This is a genomic window from Mycolicibacterium llatzerense, from assembly GCF_000878195.1.
Classification (GTDB): Bacteria; Actinomycetota; Actinomycetes; order Mycobacteriales; family Mycobacteriaceae; genus Mycobacterium; species Mycobacterium llatzerense.
In genome coordinates, this window is the sequence record NZ_JXST01000008.1 from 123,836 (window position 1) to 145,188 (window position 21,353).

20 protein-coding genes are annotated in these 21,353 nt (G+C 66.9%); 7 read left to right on the forward strand and 13 right to left on the reverse strand.

The window, feature by feature from the left end; all coding sequences use genetic code 11:
• Positions 1-233: 233 nt before the first annotated feature.
• From TL10_RS07920 to TL10_RS07935, 4 genes are all read left to right on the forward strand, one after another.
• Positions 234-1,157, forward strand: a complete 924-nt coding sequence (locus TL10_RS07920) for a family 2A encapsulin nanocompartment shell protein (RefSeq protein ID WP_043985206.1) — start codon at positions 234-236, stop codon at positions 1,155-1,157.
• On the forward strand, positions 1,144-2,946 hold the full coding sequence (locus tag TL10_RS07925) for a family 2A encapsulin nanocompartment cargo protein cysteine desulfurase (RefSeq protein WP_043985207.1): 1,803 nt from the start codon (positions 1,144-1,146) through the stop codon (positions 2,944-2,946). Before TL10_RS07920 ends, TL10_RS07925 begins: the two co-directional genes overlap by 14 nt.
• Before the next feature lie 220 nt (positions 2,947-3,166).
• A complete protein-coding gene (mddA, locus tag TL10_RS07930; protein ID WP_043985208.1) occupies positions 3,167-3,931 on the forward strand; it encodes a methanethiol S-methyltransferase in 765 nt (254 codons plus the stop codon).
• A 166-nt stretch (positions 3,932-4,097) separates the two neighbouring features.
• The gene (locus TL10_RS07935) at positions 4,098-5,012 is read left to right on the forward strand and encodes a zinc-binding dehydrogenase (RefSeq protein WP_043985209.1); all 915 of its coding nucleotides are present in this window, start codon (positions 4,098-4,100) and stop codon (positions 5,010-5,012) included.
• A gap of 57 nt (positions 5,013-5,069) precedes the next feature.
• Here TL10_RS07935 and lepA read toward each other — a convergent pair whose 3' ends face one another.
• Complete coding sequence (gene lepA, locus TL10_RS07940) at positions 5,070-6,965, reverse strand: translation elongation factor 4 (protein ID WP_043985210.1); 1,896 nt, start codon at positions 6,963-6,965, stop codon at positions 5,070-5,072.
• A 57-nt stretch (positions 6,966-7,022) separates the two neighbouring features.
• Between lepA and TL10_RS07945 the strand changes: the two genes are divergently transcribed.
• Positions 7,023-7,637 carry a type II toxin-antitoxin system PemK/MazF family toxin gene (locus TL10_RS07945; RefSeq protein WP_043394192.1) on the forward strand — a complete coding sequence of 205 codons (615 nt, stop codon included), beginning with the start codon at positions 7,023-7,025 and terminating at the stop codon, positions 7,635-7,637.
• 5 nt (positions 7,638-7,642) lie between these two features.
• On the opposite strand, the gene TL10_RS07950 is transcribed toward TL10_RS07945, so the two are convergent.
• The 5 genes from TL10_RS07950 to TL10_RS07970 all read right to left on the reverse strand — a co-directional run bounded on the left by TL10_RS07950 (position 7,643) and on the right by TL10_RS07970 (position 12,166).
• A complete protein-coding gene (locus TL10_RS07950) occupies positions 7,643-8,251 on the reverse strand; it encodes a GNAT family N-acetyltransferase (protein ID WP_043985211.1) in 609 nt (202 codons plus the stop codon).
• Positions 8,252-8,323: 72 nt separating this feature from the next.
• A complete protein-coding gene (locus TL10_RS07955; protein WP_043394196.1) occupies positions 8,324-8,755 on the reverse strand; it encodes a CBS domain-containing protein in 432 nt (143 codons plus the stop codon).
• A 66-nt stretch (positions 8,756-8,821) separates the two neighbouring features.
• Positions 8,822-9,661: a transglutaminase family protein gene (locus tag TL10_RS07960; RefSeq protein ID WP_043394198.1), complete on the reverse strand. Its 840-nt coding sequence runs from the start codon at positions 9,659-9,661 to the stop codon at positions 8,822-8,824.
• Between the two features lies 1 nt (position 9,662).
• Positions 9,663-10,634: an alpha-E domain-containing protein gene (locus TL10_RS07965; RefSeq protein WP_020102144.1), complete on the reverse strand. Its 972-nt coding sequence runs from the start codon at positions 10,632-10,634 to the stop codon at positions 9,663-9,665.
• Complete coding sequence (locus TL10_RS07970; protein WP_377042187.1) at positions 10,634-12,166, reverse strand: circularly permuted type 2 ATP-grasp protein; 1,533 nt, start codon at positions 12,164-12,166, stop codon at positions 10,634-10,636. Before TL10_RS07970 ends, TL10_RS07965 begins: the two co-directional genes overlap by 1 nt.
• Before the next feature lie 352 nt (positions 12,167-12,518).
• Here TL10_RS07970 and rpsT point away from each other — a divergent pair, with 352 nt between their 5' ends.
• Complete coding sequence (gene rpsT, locus TL10_RS07975) at positions 12,519-12,779, forward strand: 30S ribosomal protein S20 (RefSeq protein WP_043394204.1); 261 nt, start codon at positions 12,519-12,521, stop codon at positions 12,777-12,779.
• Positions 12,780-12,845: 66 nt separating this feature from the next.
• On the opposite strand, the gene holA is transcribed toward rpsT, so the two are convergent.
• From holA to TL10_RS08000, 5 genes are all read right to left on the reverse strand, one after another.
• Positions 12,846-13,808, reverse strand: coding sequence for a DNA polymerase III subunit delta (holA, locus tag TL10_RS07980; RefSeq protein WP_082067885.1), 963 nt, complete (start codon positions 13,806-13,808; stop codon positions 12,846-12,848).
• Between the two features lie 33 nt (positions 13,809-13,841).
• Positions 13,842-15,200 carry a type I glutamate--ammonia ligase gene (locus tag TL10_RS07985; protein ID WP_043985213.1) on the reverse strand — a complete coding sequence of 453 codons (1,359 nt, stop codon included), beginning with the start codon at positions 15,198-15,200 and terminating at the stop codon, positions 13,842-13,844.
• Between the two features lie 30 nt (positions 15,201-15,230).
• Positions 15,231-16,700, reverse strand: coding sequence for a ComEC/Rec2 family competence protein (locus TL10_RS07990; protein WP_082067886.1), 1,470 nt, complete (start codon positions 16,698-16,700; stop codon positions 15,231-15,233).
• Positions 16,697-17,509: a ComEA family DNA-binding protein gene (locus TL10_RS07995; RefSeq protein WP_043985251.1), complete on the reverse strand. Its 813-nt coding sequence runs from the start codon at positions 17,507-17,509 to the stop codon at positions 16,697-16,699. Before TL10_RS07995 ends, TL10_RS07990 begins: the two co-directional genes overlap by 4 nt.
• 241 nt (positions 17,510-17,750) lie before the next feature.
• A complete protein-coding gene (locus TL10_RS08000; RefSeq protein ID WP_043394210.1) occupies positions 17,751-18,014 on the reverse strand; it encodes a hypothetical protein in 264 nt (87 codons plus the stop codon).
• Between the two features lie 507 nt (positions 18,015-18,521).
• On the opposite strand from TL10_RS08000, the gene TL10_RS08005 reads away from it, so the two are divergent.
• Complete coding sequence (locus tag TL10_RS08005) at positions 18,522-19,583, forward strand: NAD(P)H-dependent amine dehydrogenase family protein (RefSeq protein WP_043985214.1); 1,062 nt, start codon at positions 18,522-18,524, stop codon at positions 19,581-19,583.
• Between the two features lie 11 nt (positions 19,584-19,594).
• On the opposite strand, the gene TL10_RS08010 is transcribed toward TL10_RS08005, so the two are convergent.
• Positions 19,595-19,798, reverse strand: coding sequence for a hypothetical protein (locus TL10_RS08010; RefSeq protein ID WP_043394215.1), 204 nt, complete (start codon positions 19,796-19,798; stop codon positions 19,595-19,597).
• Positions 19,799-20,203: 405 nt separating this feature from the next.
• Positions 20,204-21,325, reverse strand: a complete 1,122-nt coding sequence (locus TL10_RS08015) for a flavin-containing monooxygenase (RefSeq protein ID WP_043985215.1) — start codon at positions 21,323-21,325, stop codon at positions 20,204-20,206.
• Positions 21,326-21,353 lie beyond the last annotated feature (28 nt).

The window sequence follows — 21,353 nt, forward strand, 5'->3', positions numbered from 1 at the left end:
AGAAAATCAACAACAACAACACGGCACGACGAAGCAGCGCCGCATGGGCATGCGCAGCGATCCGTCGTGGGTCATGCCGCCTACCATACGGCACTCGCACGGAAAAGCCACGGCCGAATTCGTCACAGCAAATCGGGTTATAACCGTGATGCGCGCTAACCCTGTGGGAACCCCAATGACGCCGTAACGTGGCCGCCGCATCCCCAACACACCGACCCGTCGGAGGTAGCTTCATGACGTCTGCGCAGAACGAATCGCAGGCCCTCGGCGATCTCGCCGCAAGGCAGCTTGCCAATGCCACCAAGACAGTTCCGCAACTGTCGACTATCACCCCGCGATTCCTGCTGCACCTGCTGAGCTGGGTGCCTGTCGAGGCCGGCATCTACCGCGTCAACCGCGTGGTCAACCCCGAGCAGGTCGCCATTGCGGCCGAGCAGGGTTCGGGCAACGAGGACCCGCTGCCGGAGACCTACGTCGACTACGAGACCAGCCCCCGCGAGTACACGCTGCGCTCCATCTCGACGCTGCTCGACGTGCACACCCGGGTCTCCGACCTCTATTCCAGCCCGCATGACCAGGTCGCCCAACAGCTGCGGCTGACCATCGAGACCATCAAGGAGCGCCAGGAGTCCGAGCTGATCAACAACCCGGAGTACGGGTTGCTGTCACAGGTCACCCCCGAGCAAACCATCCAGACGCTGCGCGGCACCCCGACCCCGGACGATCTCGACTCGTTGATCACCAAGGTGTGGAAGACCCCCGCGTTCTTCCTGACCAACCCGCTCGGCGTGGCGGCGTTCGGCCGGGAAGCCACCCGTCGCGGCGTGCCGCCACCAGTGGTCAGCCTGTTCGGCGCGCAGTTCATCACCTGGCGCGGCATCCCGATCATCCCGTCGGACAAGGTGCCGGTCGTGGACGGGAAGACGAAGTTCGTCCTGGTCCGCACCGGTGAGGAGCGCCAGGGTGTGGTCGGCCTGTTCCAGCCGGGCCTGGTCGGCGAGCAGGCCCCGGGCCTGTCGGTGCGCTTCACCGGCATCAACCGGTCGGCGATCGCGTCCTACCTGGTCACCCTGTACTCGTCGCTGGCGGTGCTCACCGACGACGCACTGGCGGTCCTCGAGGACGTCGGAGTGGACCACTTCCATGAGTACAAGTGACCTGCCGCTGAGCGAGGACGCCCTGTCGGCACTGGCCAGCCAGCTGTTCGCCACCAGCTTCCGCCCTGGACCGGACAGCCCGCCGGTGACCACACAGGTGGCACCGCGCGGGGTGGCACCGGATGCCACCACGGCGACGTCGGCGGGCGCCACCGCCGCCGGTCTGGCACACCCGGTCACCCCCGGCGAGTTCGTATCGGCGCCGGAGGTACTGGTGCCGGCGCCGACTTCGCCTGGGCCGGAAGGGATTCCGCCGGGCACGGCACCGGTCGCGCCGCGCGGTAACGCGGTGAGCCCGGTCGCGCCGTTCGGTGGGTTGGAGGCGTTCGCGGTACCGACGGGCCTGGTCCCGACGGTGCCGGGTGTGCTGGCTTCGGGTCCGCCATCAGCTCCCCCCGCTCCGCGAGGGAGCGCTCCGACCTGGCCGAGGACGGTGCCGTCGGTGCCGGATCTGGGATGGTCGGGAGCGCCGGCGCCGTCCGAGGATGCCGGGAGTTACTACTTCCTGCAGTCCCCTGCGGCGGCTCCTGAGCCGGTGGAACCCGTCCCTTCGATCCCCGACGATCACGAGGTCTTCGACGTCCACGCGATCCGCGCCGATTTCCCGATCCTCAAGGAGACGGTCAACGGCAAGCCGCTGATCTGGTTCGACAACGCGGCCACGACGCAGAAGCCACAGTCGGTCATCGACCGGCTGGCGTACTTCTATACCCACGAGAACTCGAACATCCACCGCGCCGCGCACGAGTTGGCGGCGCGGGCGACGGACGCCTACGAGGACGCCCGCGAGGCGGTACGGCGGTTCATCGGGGCGTCGAAGACCGAGGAGATCATCTTCGTCCGCGGCACCACCGAGGCCATCAACCTGGTGGCCTACTCGTGGGGTGGCAAGCATCTGGGCCCGGGTGACGAAATCGTCATCACCCACCTGGAGCATCACGCCAATATCGTTCCGTGGCAACTGATTGCGCAGCAGACGGGCGCTGTCATCAAGGTCGCCCCGGTCGACGACGCCGGCAACCTGCTGCTCAGCGAGTTCGAGGACCTGCTGGGTCCGCGGACGAAACTGGTTGCGGCCACGCAGGTTTCGAACGCACTGGGCACGGTGACACCGGTCAAGACGATCGTCGAGCTGGGTCACCGCTACGGGGCCAGGGTGCTGATCGACGGGGCCCAGTCCGTCCCGCACATCCCGATCGATGTGGCCGAACTCGGCGCGGATTTCTTCGTGTTCTCCGGGCACAAGATCTTCGGACCAACGGGCATCGGGGTGCTGTACGGACGCGAGGACGTGCTCGCCGAAACCCCGCCGTGGCAGGGTGGCGGCAACATGATCGCCGACGTGACGCTGGAGCGTTCGGTGTTCCAGGGTCCGCCGAACAAGTTCGAGGCCGGCACCGGCAACATCGCCGATGCGGTCGGACTCGGTGAGGCGATCCGGTACGTGGAACGCATTGGCATCGAACGGATTGCGGCCTACGAGCACGCCCTGCTGGAGTACGCCACCCCACGGTTGGCGGCCATTCCAGGAGTCCGACTGGTGGGCACGGCCGACGAGAAGGCCAGCGTGCTGTCCTTCGTGCTGGCCGGGCACGAACCGTTGGAGGTCGGCAAGGCGCTCAACGCCGAGGGCATCGCGGTGCGGGCCGGGCATCACTGCGCCCAGCCGATCCTGCGACGCCTGGGACTCGAAGCGACGGTGCGTCCGTCGTTCGCGTTCTACAACACGTTCGAGGAAATCGACGTGTTCATCGACGCGGTCCGCCGCATCGCCGAGGGCTCGCCTTAACCCTGGCAAGTAGTCGTGAAAACCCCCAATTCTGGAACGAGTTGGGGGTTTTCGCGTCTCCGGGACAGCCAAAGAAATACTTACCCACCTGCAGGTTTCAGGAATATATTGGAAGAGTGACCAGGGGCTGCAGCGCCAGGTATGACGTCACGGACCGGCAATCTGCCGGCCCCTCCTCCATCTCTTGCGTCACCGGACCATTCGAGATTCGGAGGACAGGATGAAGCGCTATCTGACACTGGGTTACGGCGTGCTGTGTTACGCGGTGTTCCTGGTCTCGTTCCTCTATGCCATCGGCTTCGTGGGCAACGTGGTGGTGCCCCGCACCGTCGACCACGGGATCGCCGCATCGGTTGGCGAGGCGGTGGTGGTCAATCTGGTGCTGCTCGGCCTGTTCGCGACGCAACACAGCGTGATGGCGCGGCCGGCGTTCAAACAGATGTGGACCCGCTTCGTGCCGCAGTCCATCGAACGCAGCACCTACGTCCTGATGTCGAGTCTGCTGTTGGGCCTGTTGTTCTGGCAGTGGCGGACCATGCCACAGGTCGTCTGGCACGTCAGCGCGCCGGCCGGGCGCTACGTGCTGCTCACTCTGTTCTGGGCGGGCTGGGCGATCGTGCTGATGTCGACGTTCATGATCAGTCACTTCGATCTGTTCGGGCTGCGCCAGGTGTACCTGGCGTGGCGCGGAGAACCCTACCGCGACTTGCCTTTCCGGACCACGATGTTCTACCGCGTGGTGCGGCACCCGATCATGGTGGGATTCCTCATCGCCTTCTGGGCCACCCCGACGATGACCGCGGGGCATCTGATGTTCGCGCTCGCCACCACCGGATACATCCTGATCGCGATCCAGCTCGAGGAGCACGACCTGACTGCGAGTCTCGGTGACTCGTACCGGAACTACCGCGCCGAGGTACCCATGATGATCCCCGGGCTACACCACCACGGCGGTCACTCCGCCGGTCCGCACCACGCGGTGTAGCCCGCGAGCAGTCAACCCCAATTCCCTTGGGAATTGGGGTTGTTCGTGTCCGCCGGTCAAAACACGGATCGCGGTCCACCGGTAGCTGGATTCGGCGATGCCCGCACAGCTCCATCGGTGTCCGAATACCGGGAATACGGGAATACCTTCCGGGGTTGGCCTGTTCGTGCGCGCTCTCGTCTATGCCCCCGACGCCCCTGCCAATCTGCGGTTCGACGAAGTGGCCGAACCTTCACCCACCGAGTCCCAGGCCCTGATCGACGTGCACGCGATTGCACTGAACTTCGGCGAGCTGCACTTCATCGACCAGATGCGCCGTCCTGGCGAAGTTCCGGGGTGGGACAGTGCGGGCGTCGTGGTTCGGGCCGCGGCCGACGGCTCGGGGCCTCAGGTGGGGGCACGCGTGGTCGGATTCGGCGGTGAGGCCGGCTGGGCGGAACGACGTGTCGTGTCGACCGACAATATGGCCGAGCTGCCCGAGTTCGTCGAGTTCGAGGATGCCGCTGCCCTTCCGGTGGCCGGCGTGACCGCACTGCAGGCACTGCGCGCTCTCGGCCCGGTCGTCGGCCGCCGGGTTCTGGTCACGGGTGCCTCCGGCGGGGTCGGGCGGTTCGCCGTGCAACTGGCGGCTCGGGCCGGCGCCCATGTGGTGGCCGCGGTCGGAAGCGCACCCCGCGGCGAAGGCCTGGCGGAACTGGGCGCGGCCGAAGTGGTGGTCGGGCTCGATGCGGTAACCGAGCCGGTGTTCGGGGTACTCGACAACGTCGGCGGCAAGCTCTTGGCACAGGCCTTCAGCCTGGTGTCCGACGGTGGCTCGGTGCAGTCCATCGGGATGGCCTCCAATGAACCCACCACGATCAACTTCGAGGCCGAACGGCGCACCGGCACACGGAAACGCTTGGAGCCGTTCACAGTCCGGGCACCATTTCGCGCCGATCTGGATTACCTGCTGACGCTGCTGGCCGACTGCGAAATCGATGCGCAGATCGGACTGCGGGACTCGTGGGAGAACATCGCCGATGCCGCGCAGGCGTTGTTGGGGCGCACCGTCGCGGGCAAGGCCGTGCTGCGGGTCGTCTGACCTCTGGATTTGTGCACGATCATCCGCGGTCACCGCGGATGATCGTGCACAAATTCACTACTTCTTGGGCTTGTCGCTCGCCGCATCGGAGGACAGCGCAGCCACGAAGGCTTCCTGCGGAACTTCCACCCGGCCAATGGTTTTCATGCGCTTCTTGCCCTCCTTCTGCTTTTCGAGCAGCTTGCGCTTACGGGTGATGTCACCGCCGTAGCACTTGGAGAGCACGTCCTTGCGGATGGCCCGAATATTCTCGCGCGCAATGATTCTCGACCCGATGGCGGCCTGCACCGGCACCTCGAACTGCTGGCGCGGGATCAGTTCCTTGAGCTTGGTGGTCATCTTGTTGCCGTATGCGGCCGCACCGTCCTTGTGCACGATGGCGCTGAACGCGTCGACGGCCTCGCCCTGCAGCAGGATGTCGACCTTCACCAGGTCGGCTTCCTGCTCGCCGGCCTCTTCGTAATCGAGGCTGGCATAGCCGCGCGTGCGCGACTTCAGCGAGTCGAAGAAGTCGAAGATGATCTCACCGAGCGGCATCGTGTAGCGCAGCTCGACGCGCTCCGGGGACAGGTAGTCCATGCCGCCCAGCTCGCCGCGACGCTGCTGGCACAGCTCCATGATGGTGCCGATGAACTCGCTGGGCGCGATCACCGTCGTCTTCACGACGGGCTCAAAGACGCTGCGCACCTTGCCTTCTGGCCAGATGGACGGGTTCGTCACGATCAGCTCACTGTTGTCGTCTTTGACCACGCGGTACACCACGTTGGGCGCCGTGGAGATGAGATCGAGGTTGAACTCCCGTTCCAGGCGCTCGCGGGTGATCTCCATGTGCAGCAGGCCCAGGAAGCCGCAGCGGAAACCGAAGCCGAGCGCCACGGAGGTTTCCGGCTCGTAGGTCAGCGCGGCGTCGTTGAGCTGCAGCTTGTCCAGGGCCTCGCGCAGCACGGGATAGTCCGAGCCATCGACGGGGTACAGGCCCGAATAGACCATCGGCCGCGGTTCGCGGTAGCCGGTCAGGGCCTCGGTCGCGCCATGCCTGGCCGAGGTGACGGTGTCACCGACCTTGGACTGGCGGACGTCCTTCACGCCGGTGATCAGGTAGCCGACCTCACCGACGCCCAGCCCGTCGGAGGCCTTCGGCTCCGGCGAGACGATGCCGACCTCGAGCAGCTCGTGGGTCGCGCCCGTGGACATCATCTTGATCTTCTCGCGCGGGTTGAGCTTACCGTCCACCACGCGCACGTAGGTGACCACACCGCGGTAGATGTCGTAGACCGAGTCGAAGATCATCGCCCGCGCGGGTGCGTCGGCGTCGCCGACGGGCGCCGGGATCAGCCGCACCACCTCGTCGAGAAGTTCGCGCACCCCCTCGCCCGTCTTGCCGGAGACCCGCAGCACGTCGGACGGCTCGCAGCCGATGATGTGCGCGATCTCGCCGGCATAGCGGTCCGGGTCGGCGGCCGGCAGATCGATCTTGTTGAGCACCGGGATGATGGTCAGGTCGCGGTCCAGTGCCAGGTACAGGTTGGCCAGCGTCTGCGCCTCGATGCCCTGTGCGGCGTCCACCAGCAGCACCGCACCCTCGCAGGCCTCCAGCGCGCGGGACACCTCGTAGGTGAAGTCGACGTGGCCTGGGGTGTCGATGAGGTGCAGCACGAAATCTTCACCGTTCACCTGCCACGGCAGCCGCACGTTCTGGGCCTTGATGGTGATACCGCGCTCGCGCTCGATGTCCATCCGGTCCAGGTACTGGGCCCGCATATCGCGGTCGGCGACGACACCGGTGATCCCCAGCATCCGGTCGGCCAGCGTCGACTTGCCGTGGTCGATGTGGGCGATGATGCAGAAGTTCCGAATCTGCGCCGGCGCAGTGAACGTCTTGTCGGCGAAACTGCTGATGGGAATCTCCTGATAAACGTCGGTCTGCGCACCGTCATCTGCCGCGACGCGCAGCTACCAGGGTATCGAGCGAGGACCCCGGCGACTAAATCGCGGCCCGGAAACTCCCCTATGCTCGAACACATGGCGTCGCAGTGGAGGACGTTCCAGCGTCTGGCGGAACAACTGGTGTTCAACGAGGCGCCGCGACTCATCCGTACCTTGCAGCAGCCTGACGGGCTGTCACGGACCATCCAGCAGGGCATCCGGTTCGGTATCGAGGTGGGTCTGACGGCGCTCGGCGCTGTGCCGACGGAGTCGCAGGCGGCCATTACCGCGGGGCGCCCCGTCACCGAGAACATGGTCCCGACAGCCCACCGCGCCCGTCGCGTCGTCTATGCACCCGATCTGGACGGCCAGGCCGACCCGGGCGAGATCGTCTGGACCTGGGTCGTCTACGAAGACGACCCGACCCGCGGCAAGGACCGTCCCGTGCTGGTCGTGGGCCGCGACCGCACCACCCTGCTGGGGCTGATGCTGTCCAGCCAGGACCACCACCAGAGCGACCCCGACTGGGTGGGCATCGGATCGGGCAGCTGGGACTACGAGGGACGCGCCAGCTGGGTGCGCCTCGATCGCGTGCTCGACGTGCCCGAGGAAGGCATCCGCCGCGAGGGCGCGATCCTCGAACGCGAGAAATTCGAGCTCATCGCCGCCCGCCTGCGGGCCGGCTACTCCTGGAGCTGAGCCCCCTACCCGGGCTGCCGCCACATCGGAATCAGGCTCGGTCCGCCATTGGGCAGCTTCATCTCGCCGGTGACCTCGAACCCGAACCGCTCGTAGTACGGCACGTTCACCGGATTGCTCGACTCCAGATACGCCGGCGCATGTTCGGCGTCAATGCGAGCCAGCCGGGACCGCATCAGGGCCTGCCCGAAACCACCGCCGCGCACCGTCGGGTCGCTACCGATCACCGCGAGGTACCAATGCGGCTCCTCCGGGTGATTCTTCTTCATCAACTCCGCGGCCGCCTGTCCGCGCAACACCGCGGTGCCGAACGTCAGCAGCATCATGGGCACGGCCCGCAGCTCGGCACTGCGCGACTGCTGCCACTTGCCCGGCGGATCCCACAGTGCCGCCGCACCGATGCCGTCCGCCGACGAGGCGATCTCGACGCCACCGTGATCCAGATGCTGGTACTTGGTGAGCGCCGCGAACAAGCGCGGCAATCGGCGCCGACGCAGTCCATCGTCGGGAAGCATCCATTTCATGACCGGGTCGTCGGCGAATGCGCGGGCCAGGGTGTGCGATATGCCACCGATGTCGGAACGAGTGGCCGCCCGGGTCTGAATTTCACGCATGCCGCCAGCTTGCCCGAATTGTGCGCCGAAACCGGCGTGTCGCCGTACAGACACGACCGCTCGCGGGAAAAGCTAGCCGCCTTGGGTGATGTAGTCCTGCAGGCGCTGCTGCTCGGTCTCGAGCTCTTCCATGCGGGTCTTGACGACGTCGCCGATGCTGACGATGCCGGCCAGCCGGCCGTCGTCGAGGACGGGCACGTGCCGCACCCGGTTCTGGGTCATCAACACCACGAGGTGGTCGACGGTGTCGCGCGGCGTACAGGTCGCCAGGACGGTCGTCATGATCTCCGAAACCGGCTGGCCCAGTAGACCACCGCCGCGCTTGTGCAGCTCACGCACCACGTCGCGTTCGGACACGATGCCGGCCAAGCCGTCCGGCCCGACCACCACCATGGCACCGATGTTCAGCGCCGAGAGGCTGGCCAACAATTGGGACACCGTGGTCTCCGGGGCGATGGTCGCTACCGCGGCACCCTTGTTACTCAGCACGTCCGCGATCCGCATCGCCCGCCTCCGATCGTGATCTCCCTCACACCATGGTAGTCGGCGCCGGGCGGTACGACGGGAAAGTCAAGCGAGCCGGGTGATTTCCACGACGACATCGAGATCGGTGGATCCCTCGCCCGAGTAGATGCCCTTCAGCGGCGTGACGTCCGAATAGTCCCGTCCGACAGCGACGGTCACGTACTGCTCGTTGATCTCGACGTCGTTGGTCGGGTCGTAGTCCCACCAGCCGCCGGTCCAGGCCTGCACCCAGGCGTGACTCTGCCCTTCGATGGTGTCGCCGACCTCCGCCCGGCGCTGCGGGTGCAGGTAACCGGAGACATACCGGCCCGGAATCCCCATGCTGCGCAACAAGATCAGTGTCAGGTGCGCGAAGTCCTGACAGACGCCCTTGCCTTCGCGCAGCGCATCCAGTCCTGACGAGTGCACACCGGTGGTACCCGGGACGTAGTCCAGTTCGGTGTTGACCCAGTTCGCCGCGGCGATCACCGCTTCCTGCGGGTCGTAGTACTTCATGATCCGCTGGCCGACGCGCTGCAGCCGCTTGCTGATGGGCGTGTACGCGGTCGGGACGAGGAGTTCGTCGAACCGGTCGCGGACCCCGGCACCCGCCAGGTCGTCCCAGGTGACCAGTTCCGCGGGCATCTCGCCTTTGTCGGTCTCGACGACCGACGACGACGTCACCTCCAGCTCGGTGTGCGGCGCATGCAGATCGAAGGCCGTCACCGCGGTGCCCCAGTAGTCGATGTACCGGTAGGAGCGGGTGGCCGGAGCGGTCTCCACCCGGTTGAGGACGACGTTCTGCCGCGAGTCCGAGCGCGGCGTCAACCGGGCCTCGTTGAACGACGCCGTCACCGGCGACTTGTAGGCATACCCGGTGGCATGGACAACTCTGAGCCGCCACATATCAGATTTCACCTTCTTCGATAACCGACACCGGGTGGCCCGCGTCCGTCCATGCGACCCACGGCGCCGCGTGAAAGTACTCCAGCGCCAATGCTTCTCCGATTTCCCGGCAGCTGCGCTGCAGACCCGCCAGACGATCCTCCAGGGAGTCCAACAGCAGGCCCGGCTGCAGGAACTCCAGCTCGCTGCGCGCCCGGCCCAGGAGGCGTTGCGCCTCACCGGTGGCACCAATGCGGTCGTGCGGCCGGTTGTGCAGTTCGTCCAGATGCCGCTCGGCGAGCCGCAGCGAATAGAACACCGACCGCGGGAAAAGCCGGTCCAGCAACATGAATTCGACGACGCGGCCGGCGTCGAGCACACCGCGGTAGGTCCGCAGGTAGGTGTCGTGCGCGCCGGCTGAGCGCAACACCGTCACCCACGCGGGCGACGACGCACTGTCACCGACGCGGGCCAGCAGCAGACGCACCGTCATGTCGACGCGCTCGATCGCCCGGCCCAGCATCATGAAGCGGTAGCCGTCGTCGCGCGACAGCGTCGAGTCGGCCAGACCGGCGAACATCGCCGCCCTGCCTTCCACGAAGCTCAAGAACTCATGCGGCCCAAGCCTTCTGGCCGCCCGTTCACGCTCGGCGAGGGCGTTGTACGTGGTGTTGAGGCACTCCCACATCTCGGTGGACGTGACTTCGCGTGCACCGCGGGCATTTTCGCGGGCCGCCGAGATCGACTCGACGATCGAATTCTGCCCGTCACCGCGGCCGAACGCGACCAGGTCGGTCAACGACCACATGTCCAGCGGGGCCGCCGGCGGCTCGATCCCGAGGACCCGCAACAACGTTCGCGATGCCAGGTCCGGGTCGACGCTCGAGTCCTCCAACAACTGGTGCACGGTGACGTCCAGGATGCGGGCGGTGTCGTCGGCCCGCTCGACGTAGCGGCCGATCCAGTACAGCGATTCCGCGTTGCGCGCCAACATCAGTACATCACCGCCTGTTGCTGTTGCTGCTGCTGTTGCTGGGCAGTTTGGACGGCCTGCTGCGGCGGTCCCTCGTCAGCGGCCTGGCCGGCCGACGGTAGAGAGCGGACGACTTCGGCGGCGCCGAGCTCGTGCGTGGCGGTCGACGCCCGCGACGCCAGCACCCAGGTGTCCTTCGAGCCGCCACCCTGACTGGAGTTGACCACCAGCGAGCCCTCCGGCAGCGCGACGCGGGTCAGCCCGCCGGGCAGCACCCAGACGTCGTCACCGTCGTTGACCGCGAACGGCCGTAGATCGACGTGCCGCGGAGCCAGCTTGTCGCCGATCCGCGTCGGCACCGTCGACAGCTGCACCACCGGTTGGGCGATCCAGCCGCGCGGGTCGGCGCGGACCTTTTTCGAGATCGTGGCGATCTCCTTCTCCGAGGCGTCCGGCCCGAAGACGATGCCGTAGCCCCCGGAACCCTCGACCGGTTTGATCACCAGCTCGCGGATCCGGTCGAGCACTTCCTCGCACTCCTCCTCGAGCCAGCAGCGGTACGTGTCGACGTTCGCCAGCAGCGGCTTCTCGCCGAGGTAGTACTCGATGATGGTCGGCACGTACGTGTAGACCAGCTTGTCGTCGCCGACGCCGTTGCCCACCGCGCTGGAGATGACGACGTTGCCCGCCCGCGCCGCATTGAGCAGGCCTGCGACGCCGAGCACGGTGTCGGGCCGGAACTGCATGGGGTCCAGATATATGTCGTCGATCCGCCGGTAGATGACGTCCACCTGGCGCTCGCCTTCGGTGGTCCTCATGTAGACGACGTTGTCGCGACAGAACAGGTCGCGGCCCTCGACGAGCTCGACGCCCATCTGCCGGGCCAGCAGCGAGTGCTCGAAGTAGGCGGAGTTGTAGACGCCCGGAGTGAGAACCACCACGGTCGGGTCCGCTTCGTTGGACGCCGCCGCGTTGCGCAGCGCCCGCAGCAGGTGCGACGAGTAGTCGCCGACGGCCCGGACCCGGTGCGTGGCGAACAGGTTGGGGAAGACGCGGGCCATGGTGCGCCGGTTCTCCATCACGTAGGACACCCCCGACGGCGAGCGCAGGTTGTCCTCGAGCACCCGGAAGTCGCCCTTGTCGTCGCGAACCAGGTCGATGCCCGCGACGTGGATGCGGACGCCGTTGGGCGGGGCGATGCCGACCGCCTCGCGGTGGAAGTGCTCGCACGAGGTCACCAACCGGCGCGGGATCACCCCGTCACGCAGGATCTCCTGATCGCCGTAGACGTCGTCGAGGTACATCTCCAGCGCCTTGACCCGCTGCTTGATGCCTTTTTCCAGCTTTGCCCACTCGGCGGCCGCGATGACTCGGGGCACCAGGTCCAGCGGGAACGGCCGTTCCTGACCGGACAGCGAGAACGTGATGCCCTGATCGGTGAACGCGCGGCCGAGTGCTTCGGACCGGGCCGCCAATTCGGACGTGTCCGACGGCGCCAGCTCGGCGAAGACGCCTTTGTAGAGGCCGCGCACGACGCCCTGGGCGTCGAACATCTCGTCGTACGCCTCGGCATAACTGTCGACGTCGTCGTAGCCGTTGAAGACGCCGTCGTAGCGATTCCCTGGGGTGGTTGGCCGCGACCGTACGGGTCCACTGCGCGATGTCCGTGGGCTCATGCCAGACATGCTGCATCAACCTGGCGGTTTCGGCAGGGCAAGTAGATATTCACCGATATGCTCAGGGTCGTCGCCAGCCAGTGCGCGCACTCCGCGCTTTGGGGTTTTCGCGTGGACGCTGGTAACCTGAACAGTCGCTGCCCGTTGACGGGCGAAGAGCGCAGACTTAAGACCGAGCATGCTCCTCCGGAGAACATGCCCAAAATGAGATTTAGAAGGAACGACACGCGTGGCCAACATCAAGTCGCAGGAAAAGCGCATCCGCACCAACGAGATTGCCCGTCTGCGTAACCAGTCGGTGAAGTCCGCGCTGCGTACCGCCATCCGCGGCTTCCGTGAGGCCGTCGACGCGGGCGAGAAGGACAAGGCCGGCGAGCTGCTCGCCGCCACCAACCGCAAGCTGGACAAGGCCGCCACCAAGGGTGTCATCCACAAGAACCAGGCCGCCAACAAGAAGTCGGCGCTGACCCTGGCCTTCAACAAGCTCTGAGCTCAGCCTCGTAGTTTTCGCGAAACCGCGGCCCGATGATCGGGCCGCGGTTTTGTTGTGTTCGCCTCAGCTGTCGGCCAGCTCGGCGACGCGACGCACCGCCGATTCCAGCGCGTAGTCGGCACTCGCCGCGGCGCCTTTGACGTCGGCGTTCAACGCCGCGACCACCCGCAGCGCCTCGGCCACGGTGTCCCGGGACCAGCGCCGGGCCTGCTTCTGTGCTTTCTGCACCCGCCACGGCGGCATGCCCAGCTCCCCCGCCAACCGGTAGGGATCTCCCGACTGTCCACCGACCCGCGCGATCGAATGCACCGCCTCGGCCAGCGCATCGGCCAGCACCACATGCGGTACCCCGCCGGCCATCGCCCAGCGCAGCGCTTCGGCGACGCCGCTCACGTCACCCGAGACGGCCTTGTCGGCAATGTCGAAGCCGTTCACCTCCGCCTTGCCGGAGTGGTAGCGACGCACTGCCGCGGCATCGATCTGACCTCCTGTGTCCGCGACCAGCTGCGAGCAGGCAGCGGCGAGTTCGCGGATGTCCGAGCCGACCGAGTCGAGCACGGCGGTGATCGCGTCGTCGCTGACCTTCACCTTCAACGACCGGAATTCCTTGCGCACGAAGTCGGCGCGCTCGGCGGGCTTGGCGATCTTCGCGCACAGATGCACCTCGGCACCAAGCTTTTTCAGCTGATCAGCCAGCGCCTTGGCGCGGCCGCCACCGGAATGCACGACGACGAGCATGGTGCCGCCGGGCAGGTCGGCCGCGGCATCGGCGATGAGAGCGACGGCGTCCTTGCCCGCTTCGGCGGCGGACTCCAGGACCACCACGCGTTCCTCGGCGAACAGCGACGGGCTCAGCAGTTCGGCGAGCTCACTGGTGGACACATCACCGGCCCGGAGTCGGTCCACCGGCACGTTGTCGTTGCCGGCCAGCTTGCGTGCAGCCCGCAACACCTCGGCCACGGCCCGCTCGACCAGCAGTTCCTCGTCGCCCAACACCAGATGCAACGCCTCGGTCGATCCACTCACCCGTTGATCGTTTCATGGCGAGCGGACACGCACTCACACGCTCCAGGCCAGCCGGAACTTCTCGGCCAGTTCGGTGTCGGACAGGTCGCCGTAGTTCTGCTGCTCATAGCCACGCACGCCCAGCACGGCGTCGACCGCCGCGTCCCCGAGGATGTCGCGGACCACGGCGCTGGCGCGCAGCGCGTCGAGCACCTCGGCCTGCTTCGCCGGCAGCGTCACCACGCCGGCCTGCTCGCGTTGTGCTGCCGTCAGGGACGCCGGATCGACGGTGACTTCGGGTGGCAGCGGCAGTTTCCGGCTGATGCCGTCGAGCGCCAGCCCGAGGATGGTCGCCGAGGCGAGGTACGGATTGGCCGACGGGTCGACGATCTTCACCTCGGCGTTGGCGCCGTACGGATTTCCCGACGCGGCGCTGACGAACCGGACGGCGGCCTCGCGGTTCTCGGTGCCCCAGCAGACGGTGGCACCCGACCAGCTCCCCGGCTGGATGCGCAGCCCCGACACGATCGAGCCGCACAAGACACCCTGCGCGCCGGGCAGACCGGCCAGCAGTCCTGCGACCGCCGACTCGCCGACCGCCGTCATACCGCATGCGCCCGAACCGCCCGAGAACACCGGCACCCCGTCGCGGCACAGCGAAAAATGTTGATGCGCACCAGAACCCACGCTGCCGACGAAAGGCACCGGCGACAGACTGATGCGCAGACCGTGGCGGCGGGCCACCCGGCTGATGATGATCCGGGCCAGCACCAGCTGCTCGGCGGCAGCCACCGGATCACGAGGCACCAGCGAGAATTCGAATTGGTTGGCCCCGTATTCGGGATGGAACTGTTCGATCGCCACGTCCGCCGCGGCGGATGCGTCCATCACGTCGCGGACAAATCCTTCGAATTCGAGCACGCCGGCCAGCCCGTACTGCGCCCACATTGCGGACGGCAGCTGAGCGCCATCGGGGCCGACGAGCACGAACTCGACCTCATGCCCCACGGTGGCCGTCAACCCGGCGCCGGCCAATCTTTGCGTAACCCGTTGCAGCACACCGCGACCGCAGTGCGGGTCGGGGTTGCCGTCCTGCGCGAAGAACGCACCGGGCGCCCAGGCGAGTCCGTCACCGAGCATGCGGAGTCCCGCCAGGTCGATGCGTACCCGCCGATCCCCGACCACGCCAGTCTGGTCGCCGAACACGATGCCGGTCTGATCGATCGCGAACACATGCCACGTCGGGCTGGTGCCGAGCCCGTGTTCGGCGAACCCCGCCACCCGGCTCAGCGGAACCACTTTGACCTGTGTCAGTCCTGCGGCGTTGACCACCGTGCCGATCAGGGTCCCCACACCGGCCGCCTCGAGCGCCGCAACCGCCGCTGCCACGGACCCGGCCGGATCGTCATTCACGTCAATAATTCTGCATCGCGCCGCCGGGGTTCATGGGCGTATCGCATTTCCTCGTCGCCGGCGCCATGCGGCCACCAACAGCGCCACTGCCATTGTTGTCGCGCCGAGCAACAACGCACCGCCCCAACCTGACGGAACGCTGACCGCCGCCCCGGGGACCGCGGCACTCCACCGCGCGACATGCAGCAGCCACCACAGTTCCGGCCCGGTGAACCTGATCAGCAGTTGCGCCGCGGCGGGCCAGCACCACGCCATAGCCGCAGCCGCGGTGCCGAGGACGGTGATAGGCGGAATGATCGGAGCGACAAGCAGATTGGCGACCACCGCGACCAGACTCAGGCTGCCCGATATCGCCGCAACCAACGGCGCCGTGACGAGTTGCGCGGCGACGGCCACGCAGACAGCGTCAGCGATCAACTTCGGCCAGCCGCGACCCACCAGGCGGCGCGACCACCCCGGCGCGATGACGACAAGTCCCGCCGTCGCCACCACCGACAGCGCGAATCCGGCGTCCACCGCGAGCGCCGGCGAAATGACCATCAGTACCAGCACACTGGCCGACAACGCCGGGATGGCCTGCCGCCGCCGATGCACCAGCATCCCCATCAACATCACCGAACCCATTGCGGCGGCGCGCAATACGCTCGGCGACGGTTGCACGATGACGACGAACGCGAACAGCGTCACCGCTGCCAACCCGACAGCGATCCGAGGTCCGACCAGTGCCGCGCTCAGCAGCACCGCTCCGCACACGATGGTCACGTTCGCGCCCGATACTGCGGTCAAGTGCGTCAGCCCAGCGCGCCGGAACGCGGCGGTGGTGTCCGACTCGACCGCCGACACGTCGCCCAGCACGAGTCCCGGGAGCATCGCCGCCTGATCCGGCGGCAGCGACAGCCGTGCGGCCTCGCCGAATTCAGCCCGCAGGTGTGCCGCCGCGCGCTGCCCGGTCGACGCCGTCCCGAATCGGGGCGCGCCCACCGCGGCCAGCACTGCCACCGACAGGTCCCGCCGCTTCGGCCGGATGACCCTGGCCCGGAACGCCATCGGTCGACCCACGCCGACCTCCGAATAGCCGATGGCCGGAGCGAAAACCATGACCCGCCCGGATGATTCGGTGTCCTGCAGCCGCTGCAACGACGCCGTGAACATCAGCCGACCACCCTGGATGGCCTTCGGGGACTCGGCCGGCGTGACGGTCACCGTCACCGTCGTGCCGAACCGTGACGCCAGAGGATGGGTGTCGACCGCGTGCACGCGCACCGTCGCGACGATCGCGAACGCCGCACCCACCGCCGCCACTGCGAGCACCGCGGGCCAGCGCACCGAACCCACCCACAGACCGACGCCCACGACGGCCGCCACCGCGACGACGACCGCTGCCAGGGCTGCCCACGGCCCCCACCACACGCCGACCGCGGTCACCGTCCAGCACGTCAGTGCGGCCGGCACCAATCGCAGGTCGATGCCGGGGACGTCCGGCACCGGGGCTCCCGTCACACCTTGACCAGCTCACGCAGTTTCTCCAGCCGACTCGGGCCGATGCCGTCGACCTCACCCAGCTGGTCGACGCTCGCGAATCGGCCGTTGGCGGTACGCCAGGCCACGATCGCTTTCGCCATGACGGGGCCGATACCCGGCAAGCCGTCGAGTTGCTCCTCTGTCGCGGTGTTCAGATCGACCGGCCCTTTGGGATCCTTGCCCCCATCGGGCGGCCCTTTCTCCGGCGCGGTGGACGTCGCGCCGGCCGAACTGCGCATCACCGCCGGCGCACCCACCGGCGCGGTGATGCCGACCAGAATCTGCTCGCCGTCGGCCACCTTGCGGGCCATGTTCAAGCCGACCAGGTCGGCGCCGGCCAGCGCTCCCCCGGCGGCCGTCACCGCGTCGGCGATGCGAGCACCTGCCGGGAGCGTCACCAAACCCGGCTTGTGCACCAGGCCCGCCACGCTGACCACGACGTCCTCGGCCTTCCCCGGTGGCGCAGGCGGCCCCGGCGCGGAGGACGAAACCATCTGCACCGGAGGCAGTTTCGCCGCGGTCACCGGTGGCTTGTCATCACCGAGCACGGCGATCACCGTCACCAGGACCGCGACCACGCCGACCACCGCGAGCGCGATCACCCCCGCACGCCCGGGATCGGCCCGCACCGATGCGAGCCAGCCGGGACTGCCGGGTACCGCGTCGGGCAGCCAGCGCGACAGCGAGGTGTCGTCGTTCGGGTCGGATGCGACGTCGGGGTCCGTCGTGTCTCCCGGCTGTGCGGTCAGTCGCCGCTGGGTCCGGTCGATCGGTGTCTGCGTGACCATGTTCGCGACGCTAGGCACCAGCTCCGACCGGGACGCCCAGAAAACCCGCCAAAACACCCCGCCTGTGGATCAATCGCGTTCTGTGGATGATGTCGAGATGCAAACAACGGACCGTTGAAGCACGAGGAACAGCGACCGATGATGTTGATACGCAACGCAGAACCGCAGATGGACGGTCCGACGAGCCGCGACCATGAATCGCACATGGCCGTGGCCCGTTGGGACCAGCGCAGCGCTCCAACTACCTCGCCAGTGGGGTGAGCAGGTCGGAGAAGGGATCCAGCACGCTGTTCTCGCCGTTGGGATACGTCGAATCGATGAACCGATCGACGTTGGTCTGGAAGGTTCTGAAGAAGTGCGTGGTGACCGCAGTGGTGTGGTGTGGCCCGGGAACCATGGGTTTCGGTTTGGCTTGGGCTACGCCAGCCCCAAACCCGAGACCTGCGCCGGCGACGAGCGCCGCCATGCCGGCCACACCAGCGATTTTGGCAAACGAACTCTTCATGACTACTCCTTGAGTTTGAGTACGTCCGATGTGTTGAGTTGGTCGACCGCTATGTACACGAGGTACAGCTCACCGATGGTTCAATCTCAGCAAATTCTGCGCGGACACCATGCCGAGACTGCTCGCATCGTTCGCCATCTTCAGTAGCAGCCCGATGGTGACGCCGATGCCAGTTGGCACCTCGTCGATGTTGTAGATGTTGAATGGCCTTGCGAACGTTCCGAATCAGCCACCGGCCGCGCAATGCCCGGCGGTACTGCCCGTCAATCCACGGGCCTGCCGCGCGATCGCCCCGGCCGATTGATTCCGCACAGCCACACCCCAAAGCCGCCGACTGACAGCTAACTTTGTTGGATCGCTTCCTGGATTGGCGAGCAAAGGCCGTTTATCAATCTTCCTGGCATCTCGACAGATGATGATCATCCGACCACCGGGACCCGCGAAGGCCTGTAGACACCTGCGGCATAGTGTCTAGCGAAAGCGCCCAGCCCCAACGAGGAGGCCTCCATGACCGGCACACCGAATGAAGCCCGACCACTCCGTGTCATCCAGTGGACCACCGGCAACATCGGCAGGCGGTCCCTGCACGCCATCATCGCCCGTGACGACATGGAGCTGGTCGGCGTCTACGCATACGGCGCCGAGAAGGTCGGCGTCGACGCCGCCGAGCTGGCCGGCTGGCCCACACCCACCGGCATCAAGGCCACCAACGACATCGAGGAGCTCGTCGCCCTCAAGCCCGACGCCTGCTGCTACAACCCGATCTGGCCCAGCGTCGACGAGCTGGTCCGGCTGCTCGAGTCCGGCATCAACGTCTGTTCCACCGCGGCCTGGATCACCGGCGGCAAGCAGTCCCCCGAGGACCTGGCGCGCATCCAGAAAGCCTGCGAGACAGGCAATTCCACGATCTTCGGCAGCGGCGCGCACCCTGGCCTGACGAACATGATGGGCATGGTGCTGTCCAGCGCGTGCGAGAGCGTCGACGAAATCCGCATCACCGAGTCGGTCGACTGCGGCGTCTACGAATCGGCGGGCACCATGGCCGCGATGGGCTTCGGCAAGGACCCGGAGACGCCGGGCCTGGCCGAGAGCGTGCGCCTGGAGAGCGAGGTGTTCGCCGAATCAGCCGCGATGATGGCCGACGCCATCGGCGCCAAGCTGGACCGGATCGACTTCGACGTCACATTCACCGCGGCCGACGAGGACTCCGACCTAGGTTTCATGCAGATCCCGAAGGGCACCGTCGCCAGTGTCTACGGGTATCACCGCGGCTGGGTCGGCGACAAGAATGTCGTCAGCGTCGGCTTCAACTGGATCATGGGCAACCACGTCACGCCGCCGAAGCCGGTGGCACATGGTCACGTGATCCAGGTGTTCGGTGTGCCCAACATGCGCACCGTGGTGTACTGCCTGCCGTCGAAGGACTGGAGCGAGGTGAGCCTCAACGGCCTGGGCATGATCTACACCGCGCTGCCGGCGACCAACGCAGTGCCGGCAGTGGTGGCCGCCGCGCCGGGCATCCTTACGCTCAAAGATCTGCCGCCGGTCACCGGCCGGTTCGCCGGCTAGTTCAAAAGCATTCACAGCCGGTACATTTCGCGTGCCATCAGCGCGTCCTCGATGTAGCCGACGTGGGTTTCGAACACCGGGCTCGCAGTGTGCTCGGCGGCGAGCCAGGTGCGCGCCTGCGCGACCGCCCGTTCCACCGTCGTGAACCACCGAGGCGCGGTGGGTGCGTGAATCGGCAGGGCGTGGGTCCAGCCGAGGTGCATGGTGTGGCTCATCGTCGTCACCTTTCAATCGGGTCAGCGGCGAGGGGTGCCGCTCTTGATTTCAGAGTGCGGTGACGGCGACTCCTGAGCGCGAGTAGACAGGTACTCGAAACCGAGCCCGCGTGGCGGTCCCCTACCTGTGTAGTTGGGCCTGCGCGACCCGATCTGCCAACTGCCCTGGACGGCGGCCGTTGCGATGCGAGGTCCCGCCGAAGAAGCTGTCGTTGCCCAAACCGCTCTTGAGCGGAAGCGCCACCCCAGCTGGAGGCTGTACGACTACGAATATGAGTTGGCGCATGCGTGGGTGGCGGCTTGCCAAGGCATGGTCAGTTCCCCGATCAAGACCGCGCCAGCCGCGCCATCGCCGAGCGACTCACCGTCCGCGACGAACTCGCCTTGCTGCTGCGGCAGTGACTCTCAGCGAAGGCCGGCAGCGATGTCGCGCGCGATACTCCGGGAGCGTCGACAGGCGTAGCCGAATTGCGATGGCCTCGGCTGATACCCCAGGAACCGAAGACCTTCGAGGACCGCTTTGCCGCTACGCGCCAAGGGCGCTCCACGCTCGTCGAGGACGCCCAGGTGCCCGACGAGCCCGTCCAAACCGCGCCGATAGCCGGTCGCACAGATCACCGCGTCGGGGTGCACCTGGGTGTCGTCCATCAGCCGGACCGCGTCGCCATCGAATGACGCGGGCGCCGAGACGACCTCGATGCGTCCGGCCTTGATTGCGTCGACTACCTCCTTGTCGACGATTGACGGTGCGACGCCGAGCCGCGCGGATCGGGAGAACGGGCCCTCATCCGGTATCGGGAGACCGAACGACGTCAGGTCCCCGATCGCTCTGAGCCGTGCGATGCGGGCGATCTTGTCTGCGAGGCGCGTCGGAAGGTGGTACAGCGGCGTCGCAATGGCGTTCCCCGGCAGCCCTGCCGGGCCGGTGCGCAGCAGGATGTTCGGCGGCGTTCGAGTGGCCATCCAGACTTCCGCTGCCCCGCCGGTCACCAATTCGTTGGCGATCTCCATTCCCGACGATCCGCAACCGACCACCAGCACCCGCTCGCCGACGAAGGGGGCGGCGTTGCGGTACTCCGACGAGTGCAACACCTGGCCGGTGAAGCGTTGCGCACCATCCCATTCCGGCAGGTGAGGGGTGTGCTCATGGCCGGTCGCGACGATGACATTCCGGGTGTCGACGGCACCGGTCGAAGTCGTCAGCCGCCAGCCCACCGGCCGGCGGTCGATCCGCTCGGCGACGGTGTTGAACCGGATATCCAGAGCCTCGGCACCCGTTTCGAGGTGTCGGATGACTTCGTCGCGTGACGGGAACATCGAAGTGTGCCTTGGGTATCGGATCCCAGGCAGGTGCGATGAGTGCTTTTCGGTGTTGAGATGAAGACCGTCGTAGCGAGCGCGCCATGCCGCGCCGACACCGTCACCGCGCTCGATCACCAGAGCGCTGATTCCGCGCACACGCAGGCTCAGCGCCATCGCGACGCCGACCGGACCCGCCCCAATTACCACCACCGGATACTCGGGCACGTCACCTCCCCGAGGCACATGGTCAAGC